Origin of the sequence: Pseudomonas fluorescens, assembly GCF_018614655.1 — a bacterium.
In the GTDB taxonomy this organism is placed as follows: domain Bacteria; phylum Pseudomonadota; class Gammaproteobacteria; order Pseudomonadales; family Pseudomonadaceae; genus Aquipseudomonas; species Aquipseudomonas fluorescens_BX.
Window position 1 is genome coordinate 106,421 of record NZ_JAGGOG010000020.1, and the last position, 16,502, is coordinate 122,922.

General features: G+C 60.6%; 13 protein-coding genes. 8 read left to right on the plus strand and 5 right to left on the minus strand.

Features of this window, described 5'->3' with window-relative positions:
- Nucleotides 1-33: 33 nt before the first annotated feature.
- The gene (locus J7E41_RS21310) at nucleotides 34-1,359 is read right to left on the minus strand and encodes an MFS transporter (protein WP_214995971.1); all 1,326 of its coding nucleotides are present in this window, start codon (nucleotides 1,357-1,359) and stop codon (nucleotides 34-36) included.
- 267 nt (nucleotides 1,360-1,626) lie between these two features.
- Between J7E41_RS21310 and J7E41_RS21315 the strand changes: the two genes are divergently transcribed.
- A complete protein-coding gene (locus J7E41_RS21315) occupies nucleotides 1,627-2,499 on the plus strand; it encodes a LysR substrate-binding domain-containing protein (RefSeq protein WP_214995973.1) in 873 nt (290 codons plus the stop codon).
- 112 nt (nucleotides 2,500-2,611) lie between these two features.
- Here J7E41_RS21315 and J7E41_RS21320 read toward each other — a convergent pair whose 3' ends face one another.
- On the minus strand, nucleotides 2,612-3,484 hold the full coding sequence (locus J7E41_RS21320) for a LysR substrate-binding domain-containing protein (RefSeq protein WP_214995975.1): 873 nt from the start codon (nucleotides 3,482-3,484) through the stop codon (nucleotides 2,612-2,614).
- A 127-nt stretch (nucleotides 3,485-3,611) separates the two neighbouring features.
- Between J7E41_RS21320 and J7E41_RS21325 the strand changes: the two genes are divergently transcribed.
- The 3 genes from J7E41_RS21325 to J7E41_RS21335 all read left to right on the plus strand — a co-directional run bounded on the left by J7E41_RS21325 (nucleotide 3,612) and on the right by J7E41_RS21335 (nucleotide 6,469).
- Nucleotides 3,612-4,721, plus strand: a complete 1,110-nt coding sequence (locus J7E41_RS21325) for a 2-aminoethylphosphonate--pyruvate transaminase (protein ID WP_214995977.1) — start codon at nucleotides 3,612-3,614, stop codon at nucleotides 4,719-4,721.
- Nucleotides 4,722-4,973: 252 nt separating this feature from the next.
- Nucleotides 4,974-5,801, plus strand: coding sequence for a phosphonoacetaldehyde hydrolase (phnX, locus tag J7E41_RS21330; RefSeq protein WP_214995979.1), 828 nt, complete (start codon nucleotides 4,974-4,976; stop codon nucleotides 5,799-5,801).
- A 122-nt stretch (nucleotides 5,802-5,923) separates the two neighbouring features.
- Nucleotides 5,924-6,469 (plus strand): cytochrome b, encoded by a 546-nt coding sequence (locus tag J7E41_RS21335; RefSeq protein ID WP_214995981.1) that lies wholly within the window; start codon nucleotides 5,924-5,926, stop codon nucleotides 6,467-6,469.
- Here J7E41_RS21335 and J7E41_RS21340 read toward each other — a convergent pair.
- Both J7E41_RS21340 and J7E41_RS21345 read right to left on the minus strand, forming a co-directional pair.
- A complete protein-coding gene (locus tag J7E41_RS21340) occupies nucleotides 6,466-7,365 on the minus strand; it encodes a 1-aminocyclopropane-1-carboxylate deaminase/D-cysteine desulfhydrase (protein WP_214995983.1) in 900 nt (299 codons plus the stop codon). The two genes, J7E41_RS21335 and J7E41_RS21340, sit on opposite strands and share 4 nt — an antisense overlap.
- A 57-nt stretch (nucleotides 7,366-7,422) precedes the next feature.
- On the minus strand, nucleotides 7,423-9,462 hold the full coding sequence (locus J7E41_RS21345; protein WP_214995985.1) for an NADPH-dependent 2,4-dienoyl-CoA reductase: 2,040 nt from the start codon (nucleotides 9,460-9,462) through the stop codon (nucleotides 7,423-7,425).
- A 210-nt stretch (nucleotides 9,463-9,672) separates the two neighbouring features.
- Between J7E41_RS21345 and J7E41_RS21350 the strand changes: the two genes are divergently transcribed.
- The 3 genes from J7E41_RS21350 to J7E41_RS21360 all read left to right on the plus strand — a co-directional run bounded on the left by J7E41_RS21350 (nucleotide 9,673) and on the right by J7E41_RS21360 (nucleotide 13,168).
- Nucleotides 9,673-10,803, plus strand: a complete 1,131-nt coding sequence (locus tag J7E41_RS21350; protein ID WP_214995986.1) for a carbon-nitrogen hydrolase family protein — start codon at nucleotides 9,673-9,675, stop codon at nucleotides 10,801-10,803.
- Between the two features lie 3 nt (nucleotides 10,804-10,806).
- Nucleotides 10,807-11,847, plus strand: coding sequence for an AraC family transcriptional regulator (locus J7E41_RS21355; protein WP_214995988.1), 1,041 nt, complete (start codon nucleotides 10,807-10,809; stop codon nucleotides 11,845-11,847).
- 328 nt (nucleotides 11,848-12,175) lie between these two features.
- Entirely contained in the window at nucleotides 12,176-13,168 is a 993-nt protein-coding gene (locus tag J7E41_RS21360) for a transketolase-like TK C-terminal-containing protein (RefSeq protein WP_214995990.1), read from the plus strand.
- Between the two features lie 30 nt (nucleotides 13,169-13,198).
- Here the strand turns inward: J7E41_RS21360 and J7E41_RS21365 are convergent, their stop codons facing one another.
- Nucleotides 13,199-13,675 carry a MarR family winged helix-turn-helix transcriptional regulator gene (locus tag J7E41_RS21365; RefSeq protein ID WP_214995992.1) on the minus strand — a complete coding sequence of 159 codons (477 nt, stop codon included), beginning with the start codon at nucleotides 13,673-13,675 and terminating at the stop codon, nucleotides 13,199-13,201.
- Nucleotides 13,676-13,831: 156 nt separating this feature from the next.
- Here J7E41_RS21365 and aceE point away from each other — a divergent pair, with 156 nt between their 5' ends.
- On the plus strand, nucleotides 13,832-16,501 hold the full coding sequence (gene aceE, locus J7E41_RS21370; protein ID WP_214995993.1) for a pyruvate dehydrogenase (acetyl-transferring), homodimeric type: 2,670 nt from the start codon (nucleotides 13,832-13,834) through the stop codon (nucleotides 16,499-16,501).
- Nucleotide 16,502: the final 1 nt, after the last annotated feature.

The window sequence follows — 16,502 nt, forward strand, 5'->3', positions numbered from 1 at the left end:
TCCACCAAAAAACCGGCCAGCCCTGTCACCGCCTCAGATGCGCAAGGGTTTGATCGTCGCCTCGCGCTGCGGCACAAAATCCCCCACCTGCGCCAACACCGCAGGCCTGGCGTTCCAGTAAGGCATCAACACCAAAGAGGAAAACAACGCGGCACCGGCGAACACGATAAACACCGTCACCGTGTCGAAATACCCCGGCAGCAAGCCACCCAGTACCGCCCCCACCGAGCCGCAACCGTTGACAAAGCCCGCGGCCGTCGCACCCGCCTTGGCGGTGCCGAAGTCGATGGCCGCAGTGCTGCTGATCATCGAATCCGGCCCATACAGGGTCAGGCCCATGACAAACAGCAACGCCATCACCATCACCACACTGCCGGTGTGCAAGGCGCCCATGAACAGCGCCAGGGCTACGGTCAACGCCAGCAGGCTAAGGACGCACGCGGGCATGCGGCGGGCGCCAAACAGCTTGTCGGAGGCCACGCCAATCATGATCGGCCCCAACAACCCCGCCAACTCGAACGTCGTCGGCACAATGGCTGCACCGACCTTGCCCACCGACGGCATCTGCTCGAAGACAATCACCGGCCCCCACAACAGGATCGCGTAGCGCGCCGGCTTCAATAGGAAGTACGCCAGCCCCAGGGTCAGCACTGTGCGGTTGCGCAAGATGGCGCGCAGAGGCTCCATCACGCTGATCTTCTTGGCGGCGGCTGCTTCCTCAGCGGTCAGTTCCGGCTCGACTTCTACGGCCGGCAGCCCCACATCCTGTGGCGTATTGCGCTGAAAAATGAAGAACAGCACCGCGACGACGGCAACAACAGCCGCACTGGAGATAAACGCCGCATGCCAGCTCCCGATCAGCGTATAAGCCCACCACCCGGCAAACGGCGACGCCACCAGACCGCCGAACGCATAACAGGAACTCCACAACCCCAGCACTCGTCCACGCTGCTGGGCCGGGAAAAAACTGCCGAGGTTCTTGCACAGCCCTGACCAGCCTGTGGATTGCGCCAGCCCCTGAATCAACATGCACGTCACAAAGATCGGCAACGTGGCAAAGGTGCCCATCACCAGGGCCGCCGCCGCTGAAATCAACAACCCGCCCAGCACCACCACCCGCGGCCCGAAGCGGTCGGCCAACATACCCCAGGTGAATTGGCCAACGGCATACGCGGCCAAGTAGATGCCATCCAGGTTGGCCATCATCATCTTGTCCAGCGGGAAGCTCGGATCGTCGACGATCCCCAACTTGGCCACGGAAAACGCTTTGCGGGTGAAATAGAAGGCGGCGTACGCCAGCCAGGTGATAGCGAAAATCTGCACGCGCCAACGCTTGATGCTACTCATAGGAGTATTCATGGTGGTTCTGACCTCGGGTGTGAGTGTGCCGGCAGAATGGGAAGCAAACGCCTGTATTTTTATTGTTGAGCACTGCAGTACCGGCCCCCTGACCGGGGCGGTACTGGTCAGATGAGTCCCGCGGGTAAGCACGCAAAAGACCCATGGCCGCCGAAGTTGTAGGACTCAACCTGCGGCGGTTGAGGGCTATCAAAGCAATGGCTGACTAATAGGTAAAATCGATTTATCGTATTTCAAATATAAGCTGAGCTTGTTAGAGGATTCGTGATGTCGGTGTCCCACGCCCAACTCAAAGCCTTCCATGCCGTCGCCGTCCACGGCAGTTTCACCCAGGCCGCCGAGCGTCTGTTTCTGACGCAGCCGGCGATTTCCGACCAGGTGCGCAAACTGGAAGAACGCTTTGGCGTGTTGCTGTTTCACCGCAACAAACGTTCCGTCAGACTGACCGACCTGGGAGAGCGGCTGCTGAGCATCACCCAGCGCCTGTTTGTCATCGCGGCCGAAGCCGAAGAGCTGTTGCAAGACTCCCGCGCCCTGCAAACCGGCACCCTAACCCTGGCAGTGGACGCTCCCGTACATGTATTGCCGCAAATCGCGCTCTTCTGCCAGCGATACCCAGGCATCAGCGTCAAGATCGAAACCGGCAACACCGATGAATCGCTGTTTCGCCTGTACAACTATCAAGCCGATCTGGCGTTGTTGGGGCGTGACGTCAACGATGAGCGGCTGCTGTCACTGCCGCTGCCCGACGATCAACTGATGGCATTTGTTGCCCGCAACCACCCGTGGGCCGGGCGCGAGTCGATCTGTCTGGCGGACCTGGACGACACGCCGTTGGTCTTGCGGGAAATCGGCTCAGTGACCCGTCAGACCCTGGAACAGGAAATGCGTCAGGCCGGGCTGCGCATTCGTCCGGCGATTCAGGTAGAGGGCCGGGAAGCGGCGCGGGAGGCAGTGGTGGTGGGGATTGGTGTGGGCGTGGTGTCAGCGGCAGAATTTGGTGCGGACTCGCGGGTGTATGCCATGCCGATTCGCGACTGTACCCAGCGGATGAAGGAAACGCTGGTGTGCCTGAAGGAGCAGAGTTCGCGGCGGGTAGTGGCGACGTTTCTCGATATCGTGCGGGAAAGCCTTCGCTGAAGCTGAGGGCCCCTTCGCGAGCAAGCCCGCTCCCACACTTGACCGTATTCATCCTGAAGGAACTCGATCAAATGTGGGAGCGGGCTTGCTCGCGAAGGGGTCAACTCGGTCGTCAGCCAACACCTCCCCCCGGCGCCAACTCGAAAAACGCCTGAATCAAGCGCAATTCCCGACGCCGCTCCATGCAACCCACCACATGCCGGTTCACCAACCCATCGCCACGGATCGGAATCGCATGCACCCGCGGGTCGCGGCTGACTTCCATCGACGACACCACGCCCACACCCAGTTCTGCGGCGACGGCTTCGGTCACCGCCTCACGACTGTCCAGTTCCAGCAGTACCTTAGGCTGCACCCCGGCCTGCGCGCAGGCTTCGTCAAAAGTACGTCGAGTGATGGAGCTCGGCTCGCGCAGCACCATGATCACCTGATCCAGTTGCTCCAGGCCAATCCCCGCAGGCTCCGACAACCAGGGATGGCCGGCCGGCACCAGCGCGCAGATCCGTGACTCGATCAAGGGTTGCAGGTGCAGGCCCTTGCGCGGCTCAACCTCCGTCAGCACCGCCACATCCGCATGTTCAGACAACAGCGCAGCCAGGGTTTCCTGGGCGTTGCCCAGGCGCAAGTTAACGGTAATTCCCGGATAACGGGCGCGTAGGCTGGCCAACATCGGCATGACCAGGTGCGGCCCGTCTGCCGCCACTTCCAGGCGCCCGGTGAGCAATTGCCGATTGGCCTCCAGCATTGTCTGCGCTTCTTCCACCAAGCCGAAGATAGCCCGTGTGATCGCCGCCAGCCGGGTGCCCTCCTCGGTCAACTCTACCCGTCGGGCGGTGCGGCGCAACAGGGGGATCTGGTAGTGCTCTTCCAGCGCCTTGATATGCCCGGTAACTGCCGGTTGGCTGATGAACAGCCGCGCAGCGGCGCGGGTGAAGCTGCCCTCACGGGCCACGGCGTCAAATGCACGGAGTTGAAACAGGTTCATAGCTATCGGCCTCACTGATGGCTGGCATAACAACAAACAATTTGATTGATGACAAGCCAAACTGCAATTTATGCCCCGTAGCTTCACCCCACATCGCTTCATTCCCACGCTGTGCGAGGACATAAGAATGAGTACTGCCGCGCCGATTCTGCTCACCCCGGGACCTTTGACCACCTCAGCCCGCACCCGTCAGGCGATGATGGTCGACTGGGGTTCATGGGATGACCGCTTCAATCAACTGACCGCTAGCCTCTGCGAACAACTGCTGGCGATCGTCAACGGCGCCGACAGCCACCATTGCGTGCCTTTGCAAGGCAGCGGCACCTTCGCCGTGGAAGCCGCCATCGGCACACTGGTGCCGCGAGACGGCAAGGTGCTGGTGCTGATCAACGGCGCTTATGGCAAACGCCTGGCGAAGATTTGCGAAGTGCTGGGCCGCCCGTTCAGCACCTTTGAAACCGCCGAAGACGAACCCACCACCGCCGCTGACGTGGATCGCCTGTTGCAGGCCGACACCGGCATCACCCACGTCGCGCTGATCCATTGCGAAACCAGCACCGGGATTCTCAACCCTCTGCCGGAGATCGCCCAAGTCATCGCCCGCCACGGCAAGCGCCTGATCATCGACGCCATGAGCTCTTTCGGCGCGCTGCCGATTGATGCCCGCGAAGTGCCCTTCGATGCGCTCATCGCCGCCTCGGGCAAGTGCCTGGAAGGCGTACCCGGCATGGGTTTCGTCTTTGCCGAAAAACAGGCGCTGGCTGTGGCTCAGGGCAACTGCCACTCCCTGGCAATGGACCTGTTCGACCAGCACGCGTATATGGCCAAGACCGGCCAATGGCGTTTCACCCCGCCAACCCACGTGGTCGCCGCGTTGCATGAAGCGTTGCTGCAATACAACGAAGAAGGCGGCCTGCCCGCCCGGCATCAGCGCTATGCCAATAACTGCCAGGCACTGCTGGACGGCATGGCCGAACTGGGCCTGCGCAGCTTCCTGCCGGCCGCGATCCAGGCGCCGATCATCGTCACCTTTCACGCGCCAAAAGACCCGCGCTACCAGTTCAAGGAGTTCTACGAGCGGGTCAAGGCCAAGGGTTTCATCCTCTATCCGGGCAAATTGACTCAGGTCGAGACCTTTCGTGTCGGCTGCATCGGCTACGTCAACCAGACCGAAATGCAAGCGGCCGTCGCAGCAGTCGCCGAGGTGCTGCAAGAGATGCAAGTGCTCGAAATCTGACCGCTCACACGCCTAATGCCAGCCAGTGATGAGATCAAATAAGCAGCAAATGCTCTGTGGCGAGGGGGCTTGCCCCCGTTGGGCTGCGCAGCAGCCCCAATAAGATCGCTGCATTTTTTCAGATAGCCCGAGATAACAGGCTTCAGGGCTGCTTCGCAGCCCAACGGGGGCAAGCCCCCTCGCCACAAGTTCGGTGTTCGGCATTAGCCCACACGCCCTTTAAAACCCTCTTTGAACCACAGGACTTGAGCCATGAACTACCAGAACCCAATCAAGCTGCAAGCCGCCATCCTCGACTGGGCCGGCACCGTGGTCGACTTCGGCTCCTTCGCACCCACCCAGATTTTTGTCGAAGCCTTCGCCGAGTTCGACGTGCAGGTCTCCATCGAAGAAGCCCGTGGCCCGATGGGCATGGGCAAGTGGGACCACATCCGCACCTTGTGCGACCAGCCGCAGGTTGCCGAACGCTACCGCAAGGCCTTTGGCCGCACGCCCACCGACGACGATGTCACCGCCATCTACCAACGCTTCATGCCGCTGCAGATCGAAAAAATCGCCGAGCACTCGGCGTTGATCCCCGGTGCTCTGGACACCATCGCCAATCTGCGCCAGCAAGGAATCAAGATCGGCTCCTGCTCCGGCTACCCCAAGCAAGTCATGGACAAGGTTGTGGAACTGGCCGCCATCAACGGCTACATCGCCGACCACGTGGTCGCCACCGACGAAGTGCCCAATGGCCGTCCATGGCCAGCCCAGGCCCTGGCCAACGTGATCGCCCTGGGGATTGATGATGTGGCGGCCTGCGTGAAGATCGACGACACCGTGCCAGGTATACTCGAAGGCCGTCGCGCCGGGATGTGGACAGTGGCGCTGACCTGCTCGGGTAACGCCCTGGGCCTGACCTATGAACAGTTCCGTGCGCTGGACGGCGACACACTGGCCAGCGAACGCAAGCGCATCCAGGCTCTGTTCGAAGGTTCCCGCCCTCATTACTTGATCGACACTATCACAGACCTGCCTGCCGTCATCATCGACATTAATCAGCGTCTGGCGCGCGGCGAAATGCCTCAGGGCAACTGATCGAGATCAAAACATCGCGACCTCACGCACCTGTCACGGGCAAACCGCTGAAAACAGGCTTACATTAAAAGGACTCCGTCGCCAAAGAACGGAGGTTTGCCCGATGAGTGAGGAAGAAAGCGATGCCGTGGAAAAATTCCGATACACGCTACAGCACCCTGTCGATTGCCCTGCACTGGCTGATGGTGGTGTTGCTGGCGGTGGTTTACGCCTGCATAGAGTTACGCGGACAGTTTCCCAAAGGCAGTGGCGCAAGAACGCTGATCGTGGAAATGCACTACATGTTCGGCCTGACCGTGTTTGTGCTGGTCTGGCTGCGCCTGTTTGCGCGCAGCCTGGGGGTGGCACCGAAGATCGTCCCGGCGCCGCCACAATGGCAGGCAACCCTCGCCACACTGATGCATGTGGCGTTGTATGTGTTCATGATCGGCATGCCGATCTTCGGCTGGTTGATCGTCAGCGCCCAGGGCCACTCGGTGATGTTCTACGGGCTTGAGTTGCCGCCATTGATTGGCGAAAACAAGGACCTGGCCAAACAGATCAAAGGTTGGCATGAGCTGGGGGGCACTGTCGGTTATTGGCTGATCGGGCTGCACGCCTTGGCGGGGCTGTATCACCATTACTTCGTGAGGGATAACACCGTGCTGCGAATGATGCCCAAGCGCTAGGCCCGGGCAAAACCCCGGCGGCCCTGCAAGCCGCCGGTATGGATGAAGATCAGGCGGGTGCCGGGCGCGAAACGTCCTGCCTCGATCTGCCCCTTCAAGGCCAGCAATGCCTTGCCGGTATAAAGCGGCTCCAGGGGCACGCCGCAAGCCTGCTCGGTGGCGTCGATAAATGCCAGCAGCAGTGGGTCGACCTTGGCAAATCCGCCCCGGCTGGCATCGATCAGTTCGTACCCTGCTTGCACAATTTCACGTACCGACTGCCCGACACCATGATCATCCGGCACGGCCAGCGCGCCATATACCGGATGCGCCCCCGCTTCGGCCAACACCAGCCCAGCCAACGTGGTACCCGTTCCCGCCGCCAGCCACCAACCGTCATAGTCGTGCCAACCCAAGCCGTCTAACTGCGCCCGCGCCTGATCCACCAGTGGCCGGCATCCCAACGCACCCGCCAAACCACCGCCACCTTCGGGCACCGGGTGAAGGTGCGGATACTGTGTTTGCCAGGGTTCCCAGAAACCGGGCTCATTGCGCGCGCGATAGCCGCCATAACCCAGCCAATGCAACTGCATGCCGAAGGCTTCAAGGTCAAGGATCGTAGGGTTTTGTTGCCGATGGCCACGCAGCAGGCCGACGGTGGGGAAACCGAAACGTTTCCCCGCTGCCGCCAAGGCGTGCAAATGATTGGAGTAAGCCCCGCCCAGGCTAATGATCCCGGTGGCACCGGCTTCCCGGGCTTGCACCAGATGTTCGGTCAGTTTGAACCACTTGTTGCCGGTGATCAGCGGGTCGATACGATCCAGACGCAGCACCGCGACCTCAACGTGAGCCAGGGCTAGCCAGTCCAGGTTCAGCGGTTCAAGGGGTGCGTGAGGAAGCCAGTCGAAGGGACCCATGACGGCGGATCTGCATGAAAAAAGGGGCGGTAGTCTAACACCGCCCCTTCAAGCCATTTACAACTCGGCAGCCAGACGCGAGCCCTGGTTGATGGCGCGCTTGGCATCCAGTTCAGCCGCCACATCGGCGCCGCCGATCAAGTGCACATTCTGCCCCGCGGCTACCAGGCCATCCTGCAACTCCCGCAGCGGGTCCTGGCCGGCGCAGATGACGATATTGTCCACCGCCAATACCTGCGGCTCGCCCTCGGCACCGATGCGGATGTGCAGGCCTTCGTCGTCGATCTTCAGGTACTCGACGCTGTTGAGCATCTGCACGTGCTTGTTCTTCAAACCGGTACGGTGAATCCAGCCCGTGGTCTTGCCCAAGCCATCGCCGACCTTGGACGTCTTGCGCTGCAACAGGAACACCTGACGCGCCGGAGCATGAGGCTCAGCCTTGATCCCGGCCACGCCGCCGCGGGCCTCCAGATGAATGTCGATGCCCCATTCTTTCCAGAACGCTTCGCGATCCAGGCTGGTGGACACGCCTTGATGCACCAGGAACTCCGAGACATCAAAGCCAATGCCACCGGCACCGATCACTGCGACGTTTTTACCCACCGGCTTGCGCTCCAGGATCACGTCCAGATAGCTCAGCACCTTGGCGTTCTCGACGCCCGGGATAGCCGGAGTGCGCGGGGCAATACCGGTGGCGAGGATGATCTCGTCATAACCGCCGGCCACCAATTGCTCCACATCGACCCGCGTATCGAGGCACAGCTCGACATGGGTGGTCTGCAGCTTGCGCTTGAAGTAGCGCAGGGTTTCGAAAAACTCTTCCTTGCCCGGCACACGTTTGGCGATGTTGAACTGGCCGCCGATCTCGCTGGCCGAATCGAACAGGGTCACCTGATGGCCGCGCTCGGCCGCCACCGTCGCGGCAGCCAGCCCCGCAGGGCCGGCACCGACCACGGCGATCTTCTTGATCTGCTTGACGGGTAAGTAGTTGAGTTCAGTCTCGTGGCAGGCCCGTGGGTTAACCAGGCAGGTGGTCAACTTGCCGCCAAAGGTGTGGTCCAGGCAGGCCTGGTTACAGCCGATGCACGTGTTGATTTCGTCGGCGCGACCTTCAGCGGCCTTGTTGACGAAGTCCGGGTCCGCCAGGAACGGCCGGGCCATGGACACCATGTCGGCATCGCCTTCGGCCAGGATCTGCTCGGCAATTTCCGGGGTGTTGATACGGTTGGTGGTGATCAGCGGAATGCTCACCGAACCGCGCAACTTGGCCGTCACCTTACTGAACGCAGCACGGGGCACCTTGGTGGCGATGGTCGGGATCCGCGCTTCGTGCCAGCCGATGCCGGTGTTGATAATGGTCGCGCCAGCCTGCTCGATAGCCTTGGCCAACAGCACGATCTCTTCCCAGGTGCTGCCACCTTGCACCAGGTCGAGCATCGACAGGCGGAAGATAATGATGAAATTCGGGCCTACGGCCTCACGCACCCGACGGACGATTTCCACCGGCAGGCGCATGCGGTTTTCGTAACTGCCACCCCAGCGGTCGGTGCGATGGTTGGTGTGGGAGGCCAGGAACTGGTTGATGAAGTAACCTTCGGACCCCATGATTTCCACGCCGTCGTACTCGGCCACCTGGGCCAGCACCGAACAGGTGACGAAATCGCTGATCTGTTTTTCGATGCCCTCTTCGTCCAGCTCCTTGGGCTTGAACGGGTTGATCGGCGCCTGGATCGCGCTCGGCGCCACCTGCTTAGGGCTGTAGGCATAACGGCCGGCGTGGAGAATCTGCATGCAGATCTTGCCGCCCGCCTCGTGCACGGCCTGGGTCACGATCTTGTGTTTGTGCGCTTCTTCTTCGGTGGTCAGCTTGGCCGCGCCGGCGTACACGCCACCTTCATCGTTCGGGCCAATGCCGCCGGTGACCATCAGGCCCACGCCGCCTCGGGCGCGTTCGGCAAAGTAGGCCGCCATGCGTTCGAAACCGCCGGGTTTTTCTTCCAGACCGGTGTGCATCGAGCCCATCAGGGTGCGGTTACGCAGGGTGGTAAACCCCAGGTCCAACGGGGCCAGCAGGTGCGGGTAGGCAGCAGCGGTCATGGTACAGCTCCACAACGGATCATCACGGGACGTGGAAGGCTCGAACGGCCTCCCATCGGTTTATGCCCACAGACTAAGAGCCCGTGCGTTGTCGCTCAATGACTGAAACTGACAAGTTATTGATCCAAATGTGCAGCGCCCCTTGGCAAGCGGGTTCATGAGCCCTACCCTAGGTGGCGAACCCTGCACCCGGTCCGTTGTCTTTTTCTCATGCGTAAACTTCTTGCTTTCACCCTCACCATGGCCTTGGTCGCCGCCCTTTCCGCTTATCTGGTCTGGACCCAGGAACGCCCCGTGGGGCATTACCTGTCAGACCTGCGGATCAACCTCGCGCTCGACGAAGGCACGCCCTCCGATCGCGGCAACCTGCTGGGCATCCAGCCGGAACTGTTTCCCGCCGACTATCAGAGCCTGGAACGCCTGCACCTGAAACTCGCGGCCTACCTGCAAAAGGCCCGGGAGCAGGGCTTGCTCAACGACAAGACCATCGTGGTGCTGCCGGAGCATGTCGGGACCTGGCTGATGGTCAGCGGTGAAAAGAACGAGCTGTACCAGGCCACCAGCCTGAAAGAAGCGATGAACTGGTTGTCGGCCAGTAACCCGTTGCTGTTCCTGCGGGCACTGATCAGCGCCCAGGGCGACAACCGCATCGATGACGCCTACCTGCGCATGAAGGCGCCGGCCATGGCCCGGGACTATCAGATTCTGTTCGGTGGTCTGGCCAAGGAGTTCGGCATCACCCTGGTGGCCGGTTCCATTGCCCTGCCCAACCCCAGCGTCAGCCAGGGCCAATTGCAGGTCGGCCACGGCCCGCTGTACAACACCAGCCTGGTGTTCGGCCGCGATGGGTTACCGTTGGGCCAGCCCCAGCGTCAGCTCTATCCGATCTTCGATGAACGAGGCTTTATCGAGCCGGGCGACGAAAACACCATCAACGTGATCGATACCCCGGCCGGGCGCCTGGGCATCCTGATCGGCAGCGACAGCTGGTACCCGGACAATTACCGCAAGCTCAATGAACAAGGCGCGCAGTTGGTGGTAGTGCCAGCGTTCGTCATTGGCCGTGACACGTGGGACAAGCCGTGGCGCGGTTTCAAAAGCGTCTCGACCCCACCGGAAATCAGCCTCAAGCCCGAAGAGCTCAGCGAGGGCGAAGCCTGGCATCGCCTGACCCTGATCAGCCAGCAACCCATCAGCCAGGCCACTACCGGCATGAGCGTGTTCCTGCGCGGCCAGTTCTTCGACCAAGGCAGCAGCGGCCAGAGCTTTCTGAGCAGCACCGGCAAAGTGTTCGCCGACGACAATGCCCATGGCGCGCGCATGCTGAATGTCTGGTTGTAGACCATGAAGCCCGCGCCGATGCGTCTCGGTGATCTGTCGGTGGGCTTCGTCCACACCTTGGCCGACGCCATCCTCAGCCATGGCCTGGACCCGCAGCCACTGCTGCTGCAATACGGCCTGGACCCGGCGCGACTTGGCGAGGCAGGCGCTCGCTTGTCAATTCCGCGCTATATGCGCCTGGGCCACGCCGCCATCCAACTGACCGGCGACCCGAGCCTGGGCCTGCGCATGGGCCAGCTCAGCCGTTTGAGCCAGGCGGGCCTGGCCGGTGTGACCGCGGCTCAGGCGCCCACGGTGCGCGAAGCTGCACGCACGCTGACGCGCTTCGAAGCGTTGTACGGCTCAAACTATCGCGGCCAATCCAGCTTTCATGAAGACGTCGACGGCGCATGGCTGCGCTTCTACTCCATCAGCCCCTACAACGCCTACAACCGCTTCGTGGTGGATTCGATCATCGCCGGCTGGCTGCACCAATTGTCGAGCCTGAGCCTGCAACCGGTTCAGGCTGAACGTATCGAGATTGAGTTCACCGCACCGGATTACAGCGAACGCTACAACCTGCTGGGAGATTGCCCGATCCAGTTTGGCGCCGAGGCCAATCAGTTGCGCCTCAGCCAGAAAACCCTGGCCATGCGCAATCCCGAGCATTGCCCCAGTACCTGGCAGTTGCTGTTGCAGCTGTGTGAAAGGGAATTGGAGCAGTTAACCCGCACCCGCAGCCTGCGCGAGCGCATTACCCGTTTGCTCGGGCCGATGCTCAATGGTGGCCGGGAACCCGACCTGGAAGAAGTGGCGGCACGCTTGAAGCTGCCGACCTGGACCTTGCGTCGCAAACTGGCTGAAGAAGGCACTCAGTTTCGCGCGATTCTCAACGATACCCGCCGGGACCTGGCCATGACCTACATTCGCGACACCGAACTGGCGTTTGGTGAAATTGCCTATTTGCTGGGTTTTGCTTCAGCAGAGGCCTTTCAACGGGCCTTCAAGCGGTGGAACAGCCAGACCCCAGGGGAATTTCGCCGCAGTCAGCGGCATTCCGCCTGAGGGCTGTTTACAGCTCTGTCGCATCATCGGCCGGATCCAACGGGTCCCATTCAAAGGCCTGGTACTCCAGCAGTTCTTCCTGGTAATCGTCCATTGTTGACTCCTTGTTTAATCGAAAAGGCGTTGTGTAGTGACCTGCACAACCAGCCTAAAGTGCCGTCATGACGAAAAAATGTCCGAGACATGACGTTCCTGCACTTCATGACTAAACGTAGCAGCATTCCGGGAAATTAGCGGATAACTTTTAATGCAACTGCAATCATTGCAATTGCAATCAAATACAAAACTCCATTAGGGTATAGGTATCCGTTGCCAGGCGACCCGACTCATGACTGCCAATACCGTGCAATCCGCCCTGCTCTGTATCGACGCTCTAAGCGCCGAGGGGAAGCTTCCCAGCTCGCCGCTGTATGCCGTCATGGCGATAGCCGATACCCTGGAGTCGAGCCGGCAAGCGTGGGTCATTCGTGGCCAATCACGCTCACGCCGCGCAGGCACCTGGCCCAGTTGGTTTGCCCGCAATACCGGGGAAAAACCGATGTTGTACCTGCACAGTGCAGCAACATCCGCACAGGTGTGCGCGCTGTCGAGAGAGACCGTTCAGCGGGGCATCCTGTGCAATGACAGCAAAACCCAATCCTCCCCTTCGCTACCGTTGTGGCTCGCGAGCAATCCACATTGCACGCCTTATGATCCAGCCTCGGGCGAAGAAACCCAGGCGATTATCCTGGCAGGTTTGCAGACGCTGTATGTCGATGGCAAGCCGGGGTTTTATTACCTGGCACTGCATGATCAGAACGACGGACCTGGGCTGAACCCGCAGGATCATGACAATGCACTCAAGGGGATGTATCAGATCAGGCGTGAATACGTGGGGGATCTGAAAGTACGATTACTGGGCGCAGGGCGAGCCTTCAAGGAGGTCCTGCGCGCCGCTCAATTGCTGAAAATGGACTGGAACGTCGAAGCGCAACTTTGGAGTTGCCCCAGCTACACACGGCTGGCCCGGGAAGCCGGTGCGGCTGAGCGCTGGAATCGCCTGCATCCCTTGGCGCCCAAACGCAGCTGCCACTTACGTGATTGCCTGAGCAGCGACAAAGCGCCAGTGATTGCAGTGACCGGTTATCCGCAGCCAATTGTCGATCAGTTGTCAGCGTACGTGGATGCAAGGTTTGTGGGATTGGGTGCGGGCTCAGTGCAAACCTCGGCACCCAACCGCCACTGGATCGCCGTGTTGGCGTTGAGGGCATTGGCGGAGGAGGGGTATATCGATGCAAAACAGGTAGAGGCAGCACTGCACCGGTATCACAAATTCTTGTAACCGCCACCCAGGTACGAGGCAAGCCGATATCTACAGTTCAGCTTTGCGCCGCCCGCGGGACTGCACACTCGCGCCCATCGCCAGGCCCGCCGTACGCTCAAGCGCATCGGCAAACCCCTGGCGCTGGTCGGCGTCAAGCTGCGACAAAAACAACTCGTCCACCGTACTTTCGTAGATCTTCCACATTTTTTTGCGCAACACCCGACCGGCATCGGTGATCGAGACAAACGCAGCGCGACCATCACCGTCACAGCGCGAACGCACCACCAGGCCGTCCTTTTCCAGGCGGTCCACCAGCCGTGTCAGGTTGTAGCGCTCGATGGCCAACACATCGGCCAACTCATGCATGCGCCGAGTACCTTCAGGACCGCTTTCCAGCCCCCACAATGCGTCATACCAGGCGTAGAGCGGCAACCCGGCAGCGGCCAGACGCCGCTCGATTTCACGGATGACCGTCCTGTGGGCCCTGACAAAACGGAACCAGACATCAGGCTCTTTCGACGACATGCAACACCATCCGGGGAATTCGAGAAGGTTGCAATAGTAGCTCATCCCGCGCTAGATTCAGACATGTAGTTGCAATTGCAACCATGTTTGCAACGTGCCAAAACACCCTCCCACAAGGAGCTCGCACGTTGAAATCCGCCTACTCTGGAGCCTGACATGAACTCGAATGACGCTGTAAGACTCGACTACGATCCGCAGGAAACCCGCGAATGGTTGGAGTCCATCGAATCGGTGCTGTCCACCGAAGGTCGCCCACGGGCTCATTACCTGATTGATCAGTTGCTGGAGTTCGACGTGGCTCGGCATGGCGACTTCTACGGGCGGGTGACCACTCCTTACGTCAACACCATCCCAGTTGACCGCCAACTGCCCTACCCCGGCAACCTGGCTATCGAGCGCCGACTGAATGCGTTTATCCGCTGGAACGCCATGGCCATGGTCCTGCGTGCCGGCAAGCATTCGGGGGTCGGCGGCCACATCGCCACCTATGCGTCAGCAGCCGTCCTCTACGATGTAGGCTTTGACCACTTTTTCCGTGGCCGCACCGACAGCTTCGACGGCGACCTGGTGTACATCCAGGGCCACTCCTCCCCGGGCATTTACGGCCGCGCCTACCTCGAAGGTCGCATCAGCGAAGCACAACTGGATAATTTCCGCCGGGAAGCAGGCGGCCAAGGACTGTCGTCCTACCCGCATCCACGCCTGATGCCAGACTTCTGGCAATTTCCGACGGTCTCCATGGGCCTGGGACCGATTACCGCCGCCTATCAGGCGCGCTTCATGCGCTACCTGGAGTTACGTGGCCTCAAACAGCATCAGGGGCGTAAGGTCTGGGCGTTCCTCGGTGATGGCGAAATGGACCAGCCGGAATCCCTCGCAGCGATTTCCCTGGCGGGCCGGGAGAAACTCGACAACCTTATCTTCGTGGTCAACTGCAACCTGCAACGCCTGGACGGCCCGGTACGAGGCAACGCCAAGGTGATCCAGGAGTTCGAAAGCCTGTACCGCGCCGCCGGCTGGAACGTGATCAAGGTGATCTGGGGCAGTGGCTGGGATGCGTTGCTGGACAAGGACAAGAGTGGCCTGCTGCGCCAGCGCATGATGGAGTGCGTCGACGGTGACTATCAGAACTACAAATCGCAGAACGGCGCTTACGTGAGGGAACACTTCTTCGGCAAATACCAGGAGTTGCTGGCGCTGGTGGCTGACCTTTCCGACGATGACATCTGGAAACTCTCCCGCGGCGGTCACGATCCGGACAAGGTTTACAACGCCTATGCTGCCGCCGTGCGCCACAACGGCCGCCCCACGGTGATCCTGGCGAAAACCGTCAAGGGTTTCGGCATGGGCGAGGCCGGTGAAGGCCAGAACATCAACCATCAGCTGAAAAAAATGGGCACAGATGCCGTGAAAGCCTTCCGCGATCGCTTCGGGTTGGAAGTGGCAGATGATCAATTGGCCGAGATCCCCTACCTCAAACCCGTCGCCGACAGCGAAGAGGCACGCTACTTCGCCGCACGGCGCCAGTCATTGGGCGGCTACATCCCGGCCCGCAGCCATGCTGTCGAACCGTTGCAGATTCCCGAACTCCAGGCGTTCTCCACCCAACTCAAGGACACCGGCGAACGCTCGATTTCCACGACCATGGCCTTTGTGCGCATCCTCGGCACCCTGTTGAAAGACCCGAACATCGGCAAACTGATCGTGCCCATAGTGCCGGACGAATCCCGTACCTTCGGCATGGAAAGCCTGTTCCGTCAGATCGGCATTCATTCCGCCGTCGGCCAACTCTACACCCCACAGGACGCTGGCCAACTCAGCTACTACAAGGAGAGCAAGGACGGACAGATCATGCAGGAAGGCCTGAATGAGTCCGGCGCCATTTCCTCATGGATCGCAGCCAGCACGTCCTACAGCAACCACGGCTTGATGACCGTGCCCTTCTATATCTTCTATTCGATGTTCGGCTTCCAGCGGGTCGGTGACCTGGCTTGGGCGGCGGGTGATGCACGGGCACGGGGCTTTCTGCTGGGGGCGACCGCCGGACGCACGACGCTGATGGGCGAAGGCTTGCAGCATGACGACGGCCATAGCCACATACTGTCGTCGGTCATTCCTTGCTGCGTGTCCTATGACCCAACCTTCGCCTTTGAACTGGCAGTAATTATTCGTGAAGGCATGCGCCGCATGTACGTCGAGCAAGAGGACATTTACTACTACATCACCCTGCTCAACGAAAACTACCCGCACCCGGCGATGCCCGAGGGCGTCGAGGAAGGGATTATCAAAGGGATGTACCGGTTAAAGGCTGACGAGGAAACGCAGCAACCAAGAGTACAACTGATGGGCAGCGGCTCGATCCTGCGGGAGGTGATCGCCGCCGCTGACTTGCTGCGAGATGATTTTGGTGTGGTCAGCGACGTCTGGAGTGTCACCAGCCTGACCGAGCTGCGGCGCGAAGGCCACGAAGTAGACCGCTGGAACTTGCTGCATCCAGAGAGCGAGCCGCGTATCAATTATGTGGAGCAGTGTCTGGCCGGTCATGCCGGCCCAGTCGTGGTGGCCACCGACTACATGAAGATCTTCGCCGATCAGATCCGCCCGTTTGTCTCGGGTCGGCGCTTCATGGCACTGGGGACTGATGGCTTCGGGCAATCAGACACCCGTGAAGCCTTGCGTGAGTTCTTCGAGGTAGACCGGCACTTTATCGTGCTGGCCGCCTTGAAAGCCTTGGCCGATGACAGTGTGATCAGCCGCAGTCGTATCAGTGAAGCCATTAGCCGCTACGGGATCAACGTCGACAAGTCGAACCCCGTAGCGGTCTAGC

Coding starts and splice junctions, on each gene's coding strand:
- J7E41_RS21310 (WP_214995971.1), bottom strand. CDS start 1,359: ATGAATACTCCTATGAGTAGCATCAAGCGTTGGCGCGTGCAGATTTTC.
- J7E41_RS21315 (WP_214995973.1), top strand. CDS start 1,627: ATGTCGGTGTCCCACGCCCAACTCAAAGCCTTCCATGCCGTCGCCGTC.
- J7E41_RS21320 (WP_214995975.1), bottom strand. CDS start 3,484: ATGAACCTGTTTCAACTCCGTGCATTTGACGCCGTGGCCCGTGAGGGC.
- J7E41_RS21325 (WP_214995977.1), top strand. CDS start 3,612: ATGAGTACTGCCGCGCCGATTCTGCTCACCCCGGGACCTTTGACCACC.
- phnX (WP_214995979.1), top strand. CDS start 4,974: ATGAACTACCAGAACCCAATCAAGCTGCAAGCCGCCATCCTCGACTGG.
- J7E41_RS21335 (WP_214995981.1), top strand. CDS start 5,924: ATGCCGTGGAAAAATTCCGATACACGCTACAGCACCCTGTCGATTGCC.
- J7E41_RS21340 (WP_214995983.1), bottom strand. CDS start 7,365: ATGGGTCCCTTCGACTGGCTTCCTCACGCACCCCTTGAACCGCTGAAC.
- J7E41_RS21345 (WP_214995985.1), bottom strand. CDS start 9,462: ATGACCGCTGCTGCCTACCCGCACCTGCTGGCCCCGTTGGACCTGGGG.
- J7E41_RS21350 (WP_214995986.1), top strand. CDS start 9,673: ATGCGTAAACTTCTTGCTTTCACCCTCACCATGGCCTTGGTCGCCGCC.
- J7E41_RS21355 (WP_214995988.1), top strand. CDS start 10,807: ATGAAGCCCGCGCCGATGCGTCTCGGTGATCTGTCGGTGGGCTTCGTC.
- J7E41_RS21360 (WP_214995990.1), top strand. CDS start 12,176: ATGACTGCCAATACCGTGCAATCCGCCCTGCTCTGTATCGACGCTCTA.
- J7E41_RS21365 (WP_214995992.1), bottom strand. CDS start 13,675: ATGTCGTCGAAAGAGCCTGATGTCTGGTTCCGTTTTGTCAGGGCCCAC.
- aceE (WP_214995993.1), top strand. CDS start 13,832: ATGAACTCGAATGACGCTGTAAGACTCGACTACGATCCGCAGGAAACC.